This is a genomic window from Pseudomonas persica (assembly GCF_900291015.1).
Taxonomy (GTDB): Bacteria; Pseudomonadota; Gammaproteobacteria; order Pseudomonadales; family Pseudomonadaceae; genus Aquipseudomonas.
Genome location: NZ_OLKL01000037.1, coordinates 95488 through 111896 on the forward strand (window position 1 = coordinate 95488; position 16409 = coordinate 111896).

Here is a 16409-nt window from a genome sequence, read left to right on the forward strand (position 1 = left end):
ATGCTCCGCTCCGCCCTCGCCCTGCTCCTGGCCCTTGCCCTGCCGGCACTGGCCCTGGCCGATAACGGCAAGCCGCTGCGCATCGGCATCACCCTGCACCCCTACTACAGCTACGTGAGCAACATCGTCGGCGACAGGGCCGAAGTGGTGCCGCTGATCCCGGCAGGCTTCAACCCCCATGCCTACGAACCGCGGGCCGAGGACATCAGGCGTATCGGCACGCTGGACGTGGTGGTGCTCAACGGCGTCGGCCATGACGACTTCGCCGACCGCATGATCGCCGCCAGCGAAAAGCCCGGCATCAAGACCATCGAGGCCAACCATAACGTGCCGCTGCTGGCGGCCACCGGTGTTGCCGCCCGTGGCGCCGGCAAGGTGGTCAACCCGCACACCTTCCTGTCGATCAGCACCACCATCGCCCAGGTCAACAACATCGCCCGCGAACTGGGCAAGCTCGACCCGGACAACGCCCCGCTGTACAGGCAAAACGCCCGCGCCTATGCCAAGCGCCTGCGCACGCTGCGTGCCGAGGCCCTGGCCAAGGTCACCGAGGCCCCCAGCGCCACCTTCCGGGTCGCCACTATCCATGCTGCCTACGACTACCTGGTGCGCGACTTCGGCCTGGAGGTGACCGCGGTGGTCGAGCCAGCCCATGGCATCGAGCCCAGCCCGGCCCAACTGAAAAAGACCATCGACCAGCTCAAGGCACTGGACGTGCGGGTGATCTTCTCGGAAATGGACTTCCCATCGGCCTATGTCGAAACCATCCAGCGTGAGTCCGGCGTGCGCCTGTACCCGCTGACGCACATTTCCTACGGCAAATACACCAAGGACAAGTACGAGGTGGAGATGAAGCGCAACCTCGACACTGTGGTCCGCGCCATCCAGGAGAACCGCGCATGACCGCCGTCGCCAACCTGGTGACGGCCTGCGGGCCGCGCATCGAGTTCACCGGCATCAACCTGACCCTGGGCCGCACCCGCATCCTCGAGCAGGTCAGCTTCAGCGTGGCCGCTGGCAGCGTGCATGCCATCGTCGGCCCCAACGGCGGCGGCAAGAGCTCGCTGATCAAGACCCTGCTCGGGCAGATGCCGCACCTGGGCCAGTTGACCCTGCACTGGCCCGGCGAATGCGAAGTGATCGGCTATGTGCCGCAGGCGCTGGAGTTCGACCGTGGCTTGCCGATGACCGTCGACGATTTCATGGCTGCCATGTGCCAGCGCCGGCCGGCCTTTCTCAGCCTGTCACGGCGCGTGAAGCCAGCCATCGATGCCGCATTGGCGCGGGTCGGCATGCTCGACAAGCGCAAGCGGCGCATGGGCGCACTGTCTGGCGGTGAACGCCAGCGTGTGCTGCTGGCCCAGGGCCTGATTCCCGAGCCGCAACTGCTAGTGCTGGACGAGCCGATGTCGGCCCTCGATGAAGCCGGCATCCAGGTGTTCGAGCAACTGCTACAGGGCTGGCGCCAGGCCGGCACCACCGTGCTGTGGATTGAGCACGACCTGAAGGCCGTACTACGCCTGGCCGACCGGGTTACCGGCCTGAGCCGTCAGGTACTGTTCGACGCCCCACCCGCCCAGGCCCTGACCCCGGAGCGCCTGCTTGGCCTGTTCTCCGTTCACCCGCGTAGCGAGAGCCTAGCCTGATGAGTTTTGAAATCTTTCGTCAAACAGTCCAGGACTGGGCCACTGCCGGCTACCTGCCCGAGGCGCTGGCCTACGGCTTTGTGGTCAACGCCCTGCTGGCCGGCCTGATGATCGGCCCGGTGCTGGGCGGCCTGGGCACCCTGGTGGTGGTCAAGCGCTTTGCCTTCTTCTCCGAGGCGGTCGGCCATGCCGCGCTGACCGGCGTGGCCATCGGCATCCTGCTGGGCGAACCCTACACCGGCCCCTACGGCAGCCTGTTCGGCTACTGCCTGCTGTTCGGCATTTTGCTCAATTTCCTGCGCAACCGCACCGGGCTGTCGCCGGACACGCTGATCGGCGTGTGCCTGTCGGTGTCGCTGGCGCTGGGCGCCAGCCTGCTGCTGATGCTGGCGGGCAAGATCAACGTGCACATTCTCGAGAACGTGCTGTTCGGCTCGGTGCTGACCGTCAGTGGCCAGGACCTGGTGGTGCTGGGCATCGTTGCGGGGCTGGTGCTGGCGCTGGCCATGCCGCTGTACAACCGCATCATGCTGGCCAGTTTCAACCCGCAGCTGGCGGCCGTGCGCGGGGTGGCGGTGAAAACCCTGGACTACCTGTTCGTGGTGCTGGTGACCCTGGTCACCGTGGCCTCGGTGAAGGTGATCGGGGCGATCCTGGTCGGGGCGCTGCTGGTGATTCCCGCTGCCGCCGCGCGCCTGGTCAGCCAGTCGCTGAAGGGCTTTTTCTTCCTGTCGGTACTGATCGCCACGCTGAGCACGCTGCTCGGCATCCTGCTGCCGATCGTATTCGACCTGCCGGTGCCGTCCGGCGCCGCGATCATCCTGGTGGCCGGTATCTGCTTCGCCCTGGCGGCGCTGGCCCGCGCTCTCGTCCCCCGCCTGCAAGGAAACCCGGCATGAACCTGAAACGCCTGACTCTGGCGCTGGCCCTGGCCGGCCTGCCGTCGCTGTCTTTCGCCACGCAAGTACTGACCACCCTGCCCGTCACCCACAGCCTGGCCAGCACCCTGCTCGACGGCACGGCGGTACAGCTGACCCATGCAGCGCCCGCCAACCTGCCAGCCAGCCGCCAGCCGTCGTATTTCAGCGGGCGCGGTGGCGCCAGCCTGCACAAGGCCGCGCAGCAGGCCGACGCGGTGATCGGCGTGCGCTCGATCTGGCGTGACGACCCGCTGTACCCGATGGCCCGGCGCAGCAATATCCGGATCGTCGAGATCGACGCCGCACGGCCGGTGGATGGCGCGCTGCCGGGTATTGCGGTGAACGGTGACGAGGCCTATGGCGCCTACCCCTGGCTCAACCCGACCAACTTCGGGCGCATGGCCGATGTGGTAGCCAATGACCTGGAGCGGTTGGCGCCGGGCGACAAGGCGAAGATCCACGGCAACCTGGCGGGGCTCAAACGTCAGTTACTGGAGCTTTCGGCCAGCAGCCAGACGCGATTGGCCAAAGTCGACAACCTGACAGTGGTGAGCCTGTCAGAACGGCTGGGTTATCTGGCCAGCGGGTTGAACCTGGATGTGGTCGAGCAGCCACTGCCGGCCGAGTGGGATGCGGCTGCGCTGAAGGCGCTGGGGGACAACCTGAAGGCGCAGGATGTGGTGCTGGTGCTGGACCACCGGCAGCCTGAGGCGGCGCTGGCCGAGGTGATCAAGGCGGCCGGGGCGAAGCTGGTGGTGGTGGAAAGTGACCCTGAGGATGCGCTTGCCGGGCTGAAGGCCAGTATCGATCAGGTAGTAGCGGCATTGGGCGAAAGCTGATGTTGCCTGTGCCGGCCTCTTCGCGGGTGAACCCGCGCCCACAGCCCTCGCAGGAATACCATTGGACCAGAGGCTGTGCTATCTCTGTGGGAGCGGGTTCACCCGCGAAGAGGCCGGCACAAGCAACACAAGACTATCGCTTCATGCACCGCTGATAACGCTCATCCACCCGCCCGGCAAACCACGCCGTGGTCAGCTTGCGGGTAATCTTCGGGCTTTTCAGCTGGATCCCCGGCAGCACCGCCCGTGGCACCGGCTTGCCGGCCGCGGCATCCGCCAGGGCGAACACCCCGCTGTACAGCTTGCTGTCCTCGAAGGCCAAGCTGTCGCCCTCCTCCAGCTGGCTGCGGATCTGCGGGTTGCGCAACCCCAGCTTCGCCCCCAGCTTGCGCGCCGCCCGTTCGGTAGTGCCCGGCATGATCGAGCCCGGCGCTACCAGATCGCCGTCCAGCGCCAGCGTCACCCCCGTCGCCTTGCTCAATGCCGCCTGAAATGCCGCATTGCGACTGGCGTACCAGCCCGCGTTGAAATCGGCAAAGCGATACAGCTGGCGATCGTAGTTGGCCGAATAGCCGAGCAAGTGGGCGATACCGAAATACATGCCACCACGCCGGGTGAACACTTCCTGGCGAATGCTGCCATCGTGGCTGTAGGGGTAATTCCGCGCATGTTTTTCGGCGAAATCGATGCTGACCTGCATAGGCCCACCGGTATGCACCGGGTTCAACCCGCCCAGCAAGGTCTTGCCCAGTGGCACACGAGCAATGACCTCGTCGTACAGTTCGCTCAACTGCTTCTCGCTGCGCACCGCCTGCAAGCGCTGCTGGTAGCTCTTGCCATTACCTGACGGCGTCTTCAGTGCACCGTCGACCAGCAGCTTGGGGATATGCAGACGCGCGGCGCGGCGGTCGATTTCCTCACGGGCGATACGCCCCAGGTGGGGCACCTGCGGGTCGGCGTTGAAGGTCGACTCCTGCTCGGTCACCGCCAGCACTGCGCACAGGTTGCTTTTGCTGGGGGCAAGGCGCTGGGCTTCGAAGGCCACCTGGATATCTTTGGCCCAGCCCTCACGGTCCTTGGCCTGGGCGGGTAGCAGCCGCAGCAACTGGGCGCGGACCTTGGCCGGGTCCGCTTCGGGCGCTTCCTCGCGACGGCCGGCGCAGCCTTGCAGCAGTGCCAGGGCCATCAAGCCAGCAGCCAGTAACCGGCCGTTCAGGGCTGTTCACCGATCAGGTAGGTCTTGCTGATGTGGCGGAACAAGGGGTGCCCTGCACTGCCCATAAGCTCGAACAATACCATTTCGCGGGTCACCACCTGCGCCCCCGCGGCCCGCATGCGCGCCAGCCCTGCGGCCTTGCTCACCGGGGTACGGCTGTCACAGGCATCCTCGACCACGAACACCTGCTTGCCCAGTGCCAGCAGGCCGATCACGGTCTGCAACACGCAAACGTGGGTTTCCATTCCGCAGACAATCACTTGCTCACGCGCCATCAAGCTTGCTGGCAGGCACTGGGCGGCCACGCAGGAAAAATGGCTTTTCTCCACCACCTCGGCGGCCGGCGCTGCGGTCAGCAGCTCGGCCAGGGTATGGCCCAGGCCCTTGGGGTACTGCTCGGAAATCACCGTCGGCAGCTCCAGCTCGGCGGTCGCCGCCAGCAACCAGCGAGCCCGCGCACGGGTGCCTTCAGGGTCGCTCATGGCGCCGATGAGTTTTTCCTGGATGTCGACGACCAGCAGCGTGGCCTTGTGGAGATCGATCAGCATTGTCTGCCTCTTGCCTGGGAAAAGGCCTAGCCTCCACCAGGCAAGCGGTGACGTCAATCAGGCGGACAGCCGAAGCGGTTGCAGCAACGCGGCCAGCGCAGCGAGCACCCGGTCCTCATGCTCATGGATGAAGAAGTGGCCGCCGGGGAACATCTGCAGCGAGAACGCGCCATGGGTTTCCTTGCGCCAGGCTTGCAATTGCTCGTCACTGGCCCGGTCATCCACACCGCCCAACACGTGCAGCGGGCACTGCAACGCCGGCCGCTGGCGGTAGGCGTAGGTACCGCAGAGCAGGAAGTCAGCGCGCAGAGTGGGCAACGTCAGGCTCATCAGCTCGGCGTTGCCCAGCACTTCCTCGGGCGTGCCCTGAAGCGCGCGCAGCTCGCTGATCAACTCGACGTCGCTCTTGGGCTCGCGCCAGTTGTTGCCGTCGTAATCTTCACGGCGGGTGGGTGCCGCCGTACCGCAGGCGAACAGCGCCAGTGGCGGCGGGCAACCCAGCGCTTGCAGCTCATGGGCCAGCTCGAAGGCCAGCAACGCGCCCAGGCTATGGCCGAGCAGCGCGTAGGGGGTGCTGGCCGCCAGGCGTTGCTCGGTGGCCAATTGCCGGGCCAGGGCCTGCATGTCGGTGTGCAGTGGCTCGGCCATGCGTGCACCACGCCCGGGCAGCTCCACCGGGCGTACCTGCAGCCACGCCGGCAGCTTGCGCCGCCAGCGGCTGTAGAGCATGGCACTGGCCCCGGAATACGGCAGGCACAGCAGGTTCAATGCAGTCACTGGGCGGCGGCTTCGGCCATTTTCTGGCGCAGGCTCAGCGGGCGCATGTCAGTCCAGACCTCGTCGATGTAAGCCAGGCAGTCCTTCTTCAAGCCGCTCTTGCCCACGGCACGCCAGCCATTGGGAATGGCTTTGTAATCGGGCCAGATCGAGTATTGCTCTTCGTGGTTGACCACTACCTGGAACTGGATATCGTCGCGGTCGAAAACGGAAGTCATTGCCTGTCTCCTTAAGTGATGGATGCCGCTGCGCGCCTGGCGCAGGGGGGCTTTCAAGTAGACGTAGCGTGCACCGGAAAAATTAGTGGGCCTGACGCGGTCCTCAGGTGTCACGCAGCAGGTCGTGGGTATCGAGCAACCGGAAGGCAACCTGCGGGTTGCGCTCCAGCCCACGACGGATCGCCGCCGGGATAGACTGCCGGGTTTTGCGACACAACCCGGGCTGGTCTTCCAGCTCGATGACGATACCGCGCATGGTCCGCACTTCGTTGAAACCGGGGGCGATATGCACGCGGATGCCGAGGTTTTCGTACATCCGTTGCTGCAGGCGCTGCAGGTCTTCCAGGTCGTTGAGGTTTTCCAGGCGTTCGAGCAGGCGCTTTTCTTCCTGGCGGGTCAGCAGGAGTATGCGCTGGGTGGCCTGCGGGTGGTTGCCCAGGTGTTCGCGACCACAGTCGCAGACGCCAGGGGGGCAAGGTTGGCGCAGAGGTGGAGAGCTGGTCATGGGGCAAGCATAGCCAGTTTTCATGCCGCCTGTACCGGCCACATCACTCATTGAATTAGCAGGGTCTCTTTGGGAGCGGGTTTACCCGCGAAAGGGTCATCAGCCATCACTCAAGGCTCGACCCCCTCCACAATGATCACCTCAGCCTTCGCCACCCCCTGGCGATGGCTACATGCCTCCTGATACAGCTCGGAGCGGTAGCACGCCAACGCCTGCTCGTACGAGTCGAATTCAATCACCACGCTACGCTGTGGGGTAGGCCGCCCTTCCATCGCCTCGCTACGCCCGCCACGGGCCAGGAAGCGGCCGCCAAATGCCTTGAAGGCAGCCGGGGCGCGCTGGGTGTACTGCTGGTATTGCTCGGGGTCGGTCACGTCCACATGGGCGATCCAATAGGCCTTCATGCGCTGCTCTCCTGTTACGGCGATATTTGTGTATGATGGTATACCATAATAATCACCCCTCCACAGTGAGCGTGCAACATGGCTTTCAACACCATCGAAGAACTTCTCGAGGACTACCGGCAAGGCAAGATGGTCCTGCTGGTGGATGACGAAGACCGGGAAAACGAGGGCGACCTGCTGATCGCCGCCGAGCGTTGCGACGCCCAAGCCATCAACTTCATGGCCCGTGAAGCACGTGGGTTGATCTGCCTGACCCTGACCGACGAACACTGCCAACGCCTGGGCCTGGAACAGATGGTACCGGCCAACGGCAGCGTGTTCAGCACCGCCTTCACCGTGTCGATCGAGGCGGCTACGGGCGTTACCACCGGTATTTCCGCTGCCGACCGGGCGCGCACCGTGGCGGCGGCCATGGCCCCCAACGCCCGCCCCGAAGACCTGGTGCAACCCGGCCACATCTTCCCCCTGCGCGCCCGCGAAGGCGGCGTGCTGACCCGTGCCGGACACACTGAAGCCAGTTGCGACCTGGCGCGCCTGGCCGGGTTCACCCCGGCCTCGGTGATCGTCGAAGTGCTCAACGATGACGGCAGCATGGCCCGCCGCCCGGACCTGGAAGTGTTCGCTGCCCAGCATGGCATCAAGATCGGCACCATCGCCGACCTCATCCACTACCGCCTGAGCACCGAGCAGACCATCAAGCGCATCGGCGAACGCGAACTGCCGACCGTGCATGGCACCTTCCGCCTGGTCACCTATGAAGACCGCATCGAAGGTGGCGTGCACATGGCCATGGTCATGGGCGATATCCGCCGCGAGCAGCCGACCCTGGTACGGGTGCACGTGATCGACCCGCTGCGCGATCTGGTCGGCGCCGAATATGCCGGCCCGGCCAACTGGACGCTATGGGCGGCGCTGCAGAGGGTGGCCGAGGAAGGCGCTGGCGTAGTGGTGATTCTCGCCAACCATGAGTCCTCGCAGGCGCTGCTGGAGCGCGTGCCGCAGCTGACCCAGCCGGTGCGGCCTTATCAGCGTGGGCAATCGAAGGTGTACTCGGAAGTGGGTACAGGCGCGCAAATCCTGCAGGACCTGGGCGTGAGCAAGCTGCGCCACCTGGGCCCACCGCTGAAATACGCGGGGCTGGCAGGGTATGAGCTGGAGGTGGTACAGAGCATACCGTTCGAGCCAGACATGGTCGGCTAAAGCACATAAGCAACTGATTTGACAGGGCCCTGTGGGAGCGGGTTCACCCGCGAATACGATGGTGAAGCCACCAACGCATTCGCGGGTGAACCCGCTCCCACAGGGCCCGCGCTGTTTCTGAAAGGACGGAGTGATGGCCGGTCGCCTCATACCTCTTGCCAAAAGCTTGGAATACCATAATATGATATCCCGTAGACCTTGAATCTGCAGGCCGGTACCTACAATTAAAAACGGCCACCAGACACTTTGTTTTACCTGCACCCCGAACACTGTTGGCGGGCGCACCACAAGCCCCGCCTCGAATAACAAAAGCAACGAGGGCGTAACCATGCTGTTGAGCAAACGTGTAACCGCAGTGCTGTCTGCCAGCCTGCTGACCTTGGCATGTCAGGCCACCCAGGCCGCCGAAAGCCTGAACTTCGTCAGCTGGGGCGGTACCACCCAGGACGCCCAGAAAGAAGCGTGGGCAGCGCCCTTCACCAAAGCCACCGACATCAAGGTTGTCCAGGACGGCCCTACCGACTACGGCAAGCTCAAGGCCATGGTCGAGAGCGGCAACGTGCAATGGGACGTGGTCGACGTAGAAGCCGACTTTGCCCTGCGCGCCGCCAGCGAAGGCCTGCTGGAACCCCTCGACTTCAACCAGATCAAACGCGACAAGATCGACCCGCGCTTCGTCTCGGACCATGGCGTCGGCTCGTTCTTCTTCTCCTTCGTGCTCGGCTACAACGAAGGCAAGCTCGGTGCCAACAAACCGGTGGACTGGACCGCACTGTTCGATACCAAGACCTACCCCGGCAAGCGTGCCCTGTACAAATGGCCAAGCCCCGGCGTACTGGAACTTGCCTTGCTGGCCGACGGCGTAACCCCCGACAAGCTCTACCCGCTAGACCTGGACCGCGCCTTCAAGAAACTCGACACGATCAAGAAAGACATCGTCTGGTGGGGCGGTGGCGCCCAGTCGCAGCAGCTGTTGGCTTCCGGTGAAGCCTCGCTCGGCCAGTTCTGGAACGGCCGCGTCTATGCTCTGCAGCAAGACGGTGCACCGGTGGGCGTGAGCTGGAAGCAGAACCTGGTCATGGCCGATTTCCTGGTCATCCCCAAAGGCGCCAAGAACAAGGACGCAGCCATGAAGTTCCTGGCCAACGCCAGCAGCGCCGAAGGCCAGGCCGAGTTCGCCAACAAGACCGCCTACGCGCCGGTGAACGTCGATAGCGTGGCCAAGCTGGACAAAGACCTCGCGCAGAACCTGCCGACCGCCTACGCCCAGGACCAGGTCACCCTCGACTTCGCCTACTGGGCCAAGAACGGCCAGGCCATCGCAGCACGCTGGAATGAGTGGTTGGTCAAATGAAAGTCGCCATCAACGCCCTGCATAACGCGCAAGGTGCCCCCACGGGCACCGGCGCCCCGGGAACAGCCCCCCGCCGCGTCAGCCTGAGCCAGCGCTGGAAAGGCAGCCGCAACCTGCTGCCGGCCCTGCTGTTCCTTGGCCTGTTCTTCTTCGCCCCGCTGGCCGGCCTGTTGCTGCGCGGGGTGCTGGAGCCAACGCCGGGCCTGGGCAACTACGAGCAGCTGTTCGCCAACTCGGCTTATGCGCGGGTGCTGTTCAACACCTTCTCGGTGGCCGGCGTGGTCACCCTGATCAGCGTGCTGCTGGGCTTCCCGCTGGCCTGGGCAATAACCCTGGTGCCCAAGGGCTGGGGCCGCTGGCTGCTGAACATCGTGCTGCTGTCGATGTGGACCAGCCTGCTGGCGCGCACCTACTCGTGGCTGGTGCTGCTGCAGAGCTCGGGGGTGATCAACAAGGCGTTGATGGCCATGGGTATCATCGATGCCCCGCTGGAAATGGTGCACAACCTGACCGGCGTGGTGATCGGCATGAGCTACATCATGATTCCGTTCATCGTGCTGCCACTGCAGGCGACCATGCACGCCATCGACCCGATGGTGCTGCAGGCCGGCTCGATCTGCGGCGCCAGCCCGTGGACCAATTTCTGGAAGGTGTTCCTGCCGCTGTGCCGCTCGGGGCTGTTCTCCGGGGCGCTGATGGTATTCGTGATGTCGCTCGGTTACTACGTCACCCCGGCCCTGCTGGGTGGTGCGCAAAACATGATGCTGCCTGAATTCATCATCCAGCAGGTGCAGTCGTTCCTTAACTGGGGCCTGGCCAGCGCCGCCGCCGCACTGCTGGTGGTGATCACCCTGGTGCTCTTCTACCTGTACCTGAAGCTGCAGCCGGAATCCCCGGTTGGCAACGCGAGGTAAACCGCCATGCTCCTGTCTCCCAATGCCATGGGCCGCCCGCTGCGTACGGGCCTGTACCTGACCACCGGGGTCATCGCGGCCTTTCTGCTGCTGCCAGTGGTGTTCATCGTGTTGCTGTCGTTCGGCTCGTCGCAGTGGCTGGTGTTCCCACCACCGGGCTGGACCTTCAAGTGGTACGGCCAGTTCTTCTCCAACCCGGAGTGGATGGACGCCGCGCTGGCCAGCCTGAAAGTGGCCGTGCTGACCACCATCGCCGCCGTGCTGCTCGGCCTGCCCACCGCGTTCGCCCTGGTGCGTGGCCGCTTCCCCGGCCGCGAGCTGCTGTACGGGCTGTTCACCATGCCGATGATCGTGCCGCTGGTGATCATTGCCGTGGCGGTGTACGCGCTGTTCCTCAAGCTTGGCTACACCGGCACGCTGTTCGCCTTCGTGGTCAGCCACGTGATCGTCGCCCTGCCCTTCACTATCATCTCGATCATCAACTCGCTGAAGCTGTTCGACCAGTCGATCGAGGATGCCGCGGTGATCTGCGGCGCCTCGCGCCTGCAGGCGATCTTCAAGGTGACCTTCCCGGCGATTCGCCCGGGGATGATCGCCGGCGGCCTGTTCGCCTTCCTGGTGTCGTGGGATGAAGTGGTGCTGAGCGTGATGATGGCCAGCCCCGACCTGCAGACCCTGCCGGTGAAGATGTGGACCACCCTGCGCCAGGACCTCAGCCCGGTCATCGCCGTGGCCTCGACCCTGCTGATCGGCCTGTCGCTGCTTGTCATGTTCATTGCCGCCGCCTTGCGCCGGCGCACCGAAGCCAACGCCTGAGCGCGCGGAGAAAACCACAATGAGTGCAGTGATAAAAGACAACGCGCACGGCAAGACCCTGGTCAGCCTGCGCGGCCTGAACAAGCACTACGGCGACTTCACCGCCGTGGACAACCTCGACCTGGAAATCCACGACGGCGAGTTCCTGACCTTCCTCGGCTCCAGCGGCTCGGGCAAGTCCACCACCCTGTCGATGTTGGCTGGCTTCGAAACGCCGAGCAGCGGCGAGATCCTGGTCGATGGCCAGTCACTGGTCAACGTGCCACCGCACAAGCGTGACATCGGCATGGTGTTCCAGCGCTATTCACTGTTCCCGCACCTGAACGTGCGCGACAACATCGGCTTCCCGCTGGCCATCCGCAAGCTCGGCGCCAGCGAAACCAGCAAGCGCGTCGATGCCATGCTCAAGCTGGTGCAGCTGGAGAAGTTCGCCCACCGCAAGCCGTCGCAGATGTCCGGTGGCCAGCAGCAGCGCGTGGCGATTGCCCGGGCGCTGGTGTACGAGCCGCGCATCCTGCTGATGGACGAACCGCTCGGCGCGCTGGACAAGAAGCTGCGCGAAGATCTGCAGGACGAACTGCGTCAGTTGCACCGGCGTCTGGGTATCACCATCGTCTACGTCACCCACGACCAGGAAGAAGCCATGCGCCTGTCCCAACGCATCGCCATCTTCAGCCACGGCAAGATCGTCGGCCTGGGCAGCGGTTACGACCTGTACCAGAACCCGCCGAATGCCTTCGTCGCCTCGTTCCTGGGCAACTCCAACTTCCTGCGGATCAAGGCCAGCGGCAATGGCGCGGGCAGCTTCGAGGGCCAGCCGGTGGCCATCCGCCTGACCCCGGGCCTGGCCGCCTCGCAGGATGTACTGATCATGGTGCGCCCGGAAAAGGCCCTGGCCTTGACCGCCGAACAGGCCACGCGCGAGCCGCTGCCGGCGGGCTGGAACGAGGTCAGCGCCAAGGTTGGCGAAGTGCTGTTCCTGGGCGAGAGCCAGACCTGCCATGTGATGACCGCGGGTGGCACCGAGCTGACGGTGAAGGCGCTGTCGGCTGCGGGCATGCCGATGCAGCCGGGGGATAGCGTGAAGGTGCGCTGGGCGGTGGCGGATGCGTGCATTTATACCGAGTGGGCAGAGAGTGACCTGAGCAAGTCCGCCGGGGCACATTGAGATTGCCGGGGCGCTTTGCGGCCCATCGCCGGCAAGCCAGCCCCCACAGGTTACCTGCCCTCCTGAAGGCTTCACTGTACCTGTGGGAGCTGGCCCAGCCCTTTGGGCTGCGCTGTCGCATAGAGAACTGAATCCGCAAGCGGTCCGTGCATCCTGTGGGAGCGGCTTTAGCCGCGAAGAATCCAACGCGGTGCATGGCACCGGCTGCGCCGGTGTTCGCGGCTAAAGCCGCTCCCACAGGGGCCCTGCTAATTCAACCAGTTATGTGCAGTTCTATGAGAGCTGGCTTGCCGGCGATGGGCTGCACAGCAGTCCCAGTGACGCTAACTGACTGGCATCAGGCAAAGCTCACTACCCCACGGACTGTCACATTATCATCACGCCACTGTCGTAATCTGCCGGCCAACTCTATGCCATAGGCCTCCCGGCATGCCCCGCCTGCTTGTCTTGCTGCTTACCCTGCTACCGCTGGCGACCCTGGCCGAGCCCGCGCAGCTGCGCGTGCAAGGCTCCAACACCATTGGCGCGGCCTTGCTACCGGCGCTGGTGCAAGGGCAATTGCGCGCACAGCAAGCTACCGCCATCGAACAACACCCGGGCGAGTTGGCCAACGAGACCGTTATCAGCGCACGTGACGCGCACGGCCAGGCTTTGCGCATCGACATCGCCGCCCACGGTTCCAGCACCGGCTTCTTCGCCCTGGGCCATGGCGAGGCCGACCTGGCCGCTGCCTCGCGGCCGATCAACGACAGCGAAGTACGCCAACTGCAGGCTTTGGGCGACCTGCGCACTGCGGCCGCCGAACAAGTCATCGGCCTGGATGGCGTTGCAGTCATCGTCCATCCCGACAACCCCCTGCCGCAACTCACCACCCGGCAACTGGCGCAGGTTTTCTCGGGGCAGATCCAGCGCTGGGAGCAACTGGGCGTCAGTGGCGGGACCATCCACCTGTATGCCCGTGACGACCGCTCCGGCACCTTTGAGACCTTCAAGGCACTGGTGCTGGAACCCCAGCATGGCGAGCTTTCGCCCACGGCCCAACGCTTCGAGTCCAGCGACGATCTGGCCGCGCGCGTGAGCGCCGACCGCCAGGCCATCGGCTTCAGCAGCCTGGCAGCGATACACGGAGCCAAGGTGCTGGCGGTGGCCGAGGGCGACGCGCCAGCCATGTTGCCGGAGCGTGCGCTGGTGGCCAGCGAAGACTACCCGCTGTCACGGCGCCTGTACTTCTACCTGCCGGCCAACCCCAAGCCCCAGGCCAGGGCCCTGGCCGACTTTGCCCAGAGCCCGGCCGGCCAGGCGATCATCGCCCGGCAGGGCTTCGTTTCGCAGCAGATCAAGGCCCAGCCTGTCACGCCCCAGGCCGACATGCCGCCGCGCTATCGCACCCTGGCCCAGCAGGCGCAGCGGCTGAGCGTCAACTTCCGCTTCCAGGAAGGCAGCGCCAGCCTCGACAACAAGGCTCTGCGCGATGTACAGCGGGTGACCGAGTACCTGCGCAATACCGGCAAGCTGCGGCGCAAGGTGGTGCTGGTGGGCTTTGGCGACCCCAAGGAGACGCCCGGTCGCGCCGCCCTGCTCTCCCGCCTGCGGGCCCAGGCGGTGCGCCGTGAGCTGGCGCGCGATGGTGTGGAGGTGCTGGAGGTGACGGGGATGGGGGATGAACTGCCGGTGGCAGGGAACGAGCTGGAGCAAGGGCGACTGCGTAACCGGCGGGTGGAAGTGTGGGTTTATTGAAAGGCCTGATCACCGGAGGTCGGCCCTGGCAAAGAAATGTAACAGCTCCCCATTCGGCATCACCGGCAAACGGGTCTAGGCTCAAGCCCATGTGATACCGGGCCCCTCTGACGGCTACTTGGCCGCCATGTCGGATCACTGTTGCCATGCAACGTCGACATGCAAGGAGGGGCTCATGGCAGCTCTACAGGCATTCCTCACCACCCCGTTCCTCGGTACCAGCATCTGGTTGTGGCTGATATTCATGGCCATCGTCATCGGTCTGCTGGTGCTCGACCTGGGCGTGTTGCACCGCCACGACCGGGAAATCGAAATGCGCGAAAGCCTGCTGCTGTATTCGGGCTACTTCAGCGTCGGCGTGCTGTTCGGCGCCGGGGTCTGGTACCAGCTGGGTGCGCAGTCGGCGCTGGAGTTCTACACCGGGTTCCTGGTCGAGCAGTCGCTGTCGATGGACAACGTGTTCGTCATGGCGATGATCTTCAGCTACTTCGCCATCCCCCGCCGCTACCAGCACCGCGTGCTGTTCTGGGGCATCCTCGGGGTGGTGTTGCTGCGGGCGGTCATGATCGGCGTGGGCGCGGCGCTGGTGCAGAACTTCGCGTGGGTGCTGTATTTCTTCGGCGCCTTCCTGCTGTTTACCGGGGTGAAGATGGCGCTGTCGAAGCAAGACAGCCGTCCGGACCTGGCCAACAACCCGATCCTGAAGTTCGTACGCCGGCACATGCGGGTCACCGAGCAGATCCACGGCTCGCACTTCTTCGTGCGCCAGACCCCGCCCGGGCAGCACAAGGCACTGCGCCATGCCACCCCGCTATTCATGGCGCTGGTGCTGATCGAACTGGCCGACCTGGTGTTCGCCGTCGACAGCGTGCCGGCGATCTTCGCCATTACCCAGGACCCGTTCATTGTCTATACCTCGAATATCTTCGCCATCCTCGGCTTGCGCTCGCTGTATTTTGCACTGGCAGCGTTGATGCACCGGTTTGTGTACCTCAAGTATGCGTTGGCGCTGGTGTTGGTATTTATTGGCTGCAAGATTTTCTATCACGGCATGGTCGGCAAGGTGCCGGCGTTGTTGTCGTTGGGGGTGACGTTTGGGTTGCTGTTGGGTGGGGTGGTGGTTTCCTTGGTCAAGACGCGGGGGGAGAAGCCGGATATCAAGGATGCTAAACCCAGACAGCCTTCAAATGCCGATTGTACAGTCAGCCAGAAAGAGGAAGACCCGCAGATGCGGGGCTGATCCTCCGCCTTATTTAAATTTAAATGATGCCCATACAATCACCATCCAGATGAAACCAGTCATGCTTAGCCACGCTGATATCTTCAACCTACGTTTAAGCTTGTGCGGAAACGCATTTAACTCGTCGGCATCCAGTTGCCCCATACGCAATACTAGCCACGGGAATGCAACTAGCCCGCTTACCGTACAAAGGGTCATCCAGCGCCATTTGAATGATCCAGAACCCCATGCACGCTTGATGCTTTCGAAATAGGGGTTGCTGGTGATGGCCGAGCAGGCGACGTCATAATCTTTTGTCAACGTCGAGACAGCACTAAGGACAAGCCCTGGAAGGCCGATAACAAAGGGACTTAGTAAGATTATTAATTTGGCAAGTGATTGCCAGCCAGTAACATCAATCACTGGTCGCCTCGTAAATAACTTCGCCTACCGACTCACCGAGCATCCCGCCCAGCATTCCTCCAGCCATACCGCTGCTACCCACCAGTACTATGCCGCACACTGGTGCGGCCAGACCTGCAGAACCCATATAATAGCGGCACATATTGTTCCAGATACAAGAGTTGCACCTGAGGAACCAAGCATAGCTCCGCCGGTTCCAACAGCAAAACCTCCTGTCTCGGTCAATCTGACCTTTTTACAAGCTTCAGCCTCACCAACTCGACAAACCTCTTGTACTTTCAGATAAGAAGAAGTCCCACCCAACCCAATTGCAGCACACCCTCCATATTCGAGGTACTTGCTAAGCCGTGCCACCTTGTCCAGATGCGTCGCATACCTCGGAATCTGCCCCGGCCCGCCCGCCTTCAACCAATGGTGCACAAGGCTCGTGGTCGAAATGTTCAAGCTCTTCTTCAGCCGCTCATAGCTGCCCAGGTTAAGCTGTTTGTTGAGGTACGCCGCTTTC

The 16409-nt window shown here is 63.8% G+C and carries 18 protein-coding genes and 1 pseudogene; 11 read left to right on the forward strand and 8 right to left on the reverse strand.

All coding sequences use genetic code 11. The features are described 5' to 3' along the window. From FQ664_RS18145 to FQ664_RS18160, 4 genes are read left to right on the forward strand one after another with little or no spacing between them, the layout of a single operon-like run. A complete protein-coding gene (locus tag FQ664_RS18145) occupies positions 1 to 903 on the forward strand; it encodes a metal ABC transporter substrate-binding protein (protein WP_144173866.1) in 903 nt (300 codons plus the stop codon). Further along, positions 900 to 1646 (forward strand): metal ABC transporter ATP-binding protein, encoded by a 747-nt coding sequence (locus FQ664_RS18150; protein ID WP_144173868.1) that lies wholly within the window; start codon positions 900 to 902, stop codon positions 1644 to 1646. The genes FQ664_RS18145 and FQ664_RS18150 overlap by 4 nt, the downstream gene beginning before the upstream one ends. Continuing rightward, positions 1646 to 2545, forward strand: coding sequence for a metal ABC transporter permease (locus tag FQ664_RS18155; RefSeq protein ID WP_144173870.1), 900 nt, complete (start codon positions 1646 to 1648; stop codon positions 2543 to 2545). The genes FQ664_RS18150 and FQ664_RS18155 overlap by 1 nt, the downstream gene beginning before the upstream one ends. Further along, positions 2542 to 3405 carry a metal ABC transporter solute-binding protein, Zn/Mn family gene (locus FQ664_RS18160; RefSeq protein WP_144173872.1) on the forward strand — a complete coding sequence of 288 codons (864 nt, stop codon included), beginning with the start codon at positions 2542 to 2544 and terminating at the stop codon, positions 3403 to 3405. Before FQ664_RS18155 ends, FQ664_RS18160 begins: the two co-directional genes overlap by 4 nt. A gap of 133 nt (positions 3406 to 3538) precedes the next feature. Here the strand turns inward: FQ664_RS18160 and FQ664_RS18165 are convergent, their stop codons facing one another. The 6 genes from FQ664_RS18165 to FQ664_RS18190 all read right to left on the reverse strand — a co-directional run bounded on the left by FQ664_RS18165 (position 3539) and on the right by FQ664_RS18190 (position 7073). Beyond that, positions 3539 to 4591, reverse strand: coding sequence for a DUF1615 domain-containing protein (locus FQ664_RS18165; RefSeq protein WP_144173874.1), 1053 nt, complete (start codon positions 4589 to 4591; stop codon positions 3539 to 3541). Between the two features lie 26 nt (positions 4592 to 4617). Beyond that, positions 4618 to 5169, reverse strand: coding sequence for a hydrolase (locus FQ664_RS18170; protein WP_144173876.1), 552 nt, complete (start codon positions 5167 to 5169; stop codon positions 4618 to 4620). Positions 5170 to 5226: 57 nt separating this feature from the next. Next, positions 5227 to 5946 carry a thioesterase II family protein gene (locus tag FQ664_RS18175; protein WP_144173878.1) on the reverse strand — a complete coding sequence of 240 codons (720 nt, stop codon included), beginning with the start codon at positions 5944 to 5946 and terminating at the stop codon, positions 5227 to 5229. Continuing rightward, positions 5943 to 6164 carry an MbtH family protein gene (locus FQ664_RS18180; protein ID WP_003256222.1) on the reverse strand — a complete coding sequence of 74 codons (222 nt, stop codon included), beginning with the start codon at positions 6162 to 6164 and terminating at the stop codon, positions 5943 to 5945. Before FQ664_RS18180 ends, FQ664_RS18175 begins: the two co-directional genes overlap by 4 nt. Before the next feature lie 103 nt (positions 6165 to 6267). Continuing rightward, entirely contained in the window at positions 6268 to 6669 is a 402-nt protein-coding gene (locus tag FQ664_RS18185; RefSeq protein ID WP_144173894.1) for a hypothetical protein, read from the reverse strand. A 110-nt stretch (positions 6670 to 6779) separates the two neighbouring features. After that, positions 6780 to 7073 carry a DUF1330 domain-containing protein gene (locus FQ664_RS18190; RefSeq protein WP_013973151.1) on the reverse strand — a complete coding sequence of 98 codons (294 nt, stop codon included), beginning with the start codon at positions 7071 to 7073 and terminating at the stop codon, positions 6780 to 6782. A gap of 78 nt (positions 7074 to 7151) precedes the next feature. Between FQ664_RS18190 and ribBA the strand changes: the two genes are divergently transcribed. From ribBA to FQ664_RS18230, 7 genes are all read left to right on the forward strand, one after another. After that, the gene (ribBA, locus tag FQ664_RS18195) at positions 7152 to 8273 is read left to right on the forward strand and encodes a bifunctional 3,4-dihydroxy-2-butanone-4-phosphate synthase/GTP cyclohydrolase II (protein WP_144173880.1); all 1122 of its coding nucleotides are present in this window, start codon (positions 7152 to 7154) and stop codon (positions 8271 to 8273) included. A 328-nt stretch (positions 8274 to 8601) separates the two neighbouring features. Continuing rightward, on the forward strand, positions 8602 to 9627 hold the full coding sequence (locus FQ664_RS18200) for an ABC transporter substrate-binding protein (protein WP_144173882.1): 1026 nt from the start codon (positions 8602 to 8604) through the stop codon (positions 9625 to 9627). Further along, the gene (locus tag FQ664_RS18205) at positions 9624 to 10541 is read left to right on the forward strand and encodes an ABC transporter permease (protein WP_015270844.1); all 918 of its coding nucleotides are present in this window, start codon (positions 9624 to 9626) and stop codon (positions 10539 to 10541) included. The genes FQ664_RS18200 and FQ664_RS18205 overlap by 4 nt, the downstream gene beginning before the upstream one ends. A 6-nt stretch (positions 10542 to 10547) precedes the next feature. Then, on the forward strand, positions 10548 to 11357 hold the full coding sequence (locus FQ664_RS18210) for an ABC transporter permease (protein WP_015270845.1): 810 nt from the start codon (positions 10548 to 10550) through the stop codon (positions 11355 to 11357). A gap of 19 nt (positions 11358 to 11376) precedes the next feature. Next, the gene (locus tag FQ664_RS18215; protein ID WP_144173884.1) at positions 11377 to 12525 is read left to right on the forward strand and encodes an ABC transporter ATP-binding protein; all 1149 of its coding nucleotides are present in this window, start codon (positions 11377 to 11379) and stop codon (positions 12523 to 12525) included. A gap of 429 nt (positions 12526 to 12954) precedes the next feature. Further along, positions 12955 to 14262 (forward strand): substrate-binding domain-containing protein, encoded by a 1308-nt coding sequence (locus FQ664_RS18225; protein ID WP_144173888.1) that lies wholly within the window; start codon positions 12955 to 12957, stop codon positions 14260 to 14262. Between the two features lie 175 nt (positions 14263 to 14437). Continuing rightward, positions 14438 to 15502, forward strand: a complete 1065-nt coding sequence (locus FQ664_RS18230; RefSeq protein ID WP_144173889.1) for a TerC family protein — start codon at positions 14438 to 14440, stop codon at positions 15500 to 15502. Positions 15503 to 15511: 9 nt separating this feature from the next. Here FQ664_RS18230 and FQ664_RS18235 read toward each other — a convergent pair whose 3' ends face one another. Together FQ664_RS18235 and FQ664_RS27515 are read right to left on the reverse strand one after the other, a co-directional pair. Continuing rightward, entirely contained in the window at positions 15512 to 15904 is a 393-nt protein-coding gene (locus FQ664_RS18235) for a hypothetical protein (protein ID WP_144173891.1), read from the reverse strand. After that, a pseudogene (locus FQ664_RS27515) lies at positions 15897 to 16409 on the reverse strand (hypothetical protein); the annotation flags it as partial. The pseudogene FQ664_RS27515 and the gene FQ664_RS18235, both read right to left, overlap by 8 nt.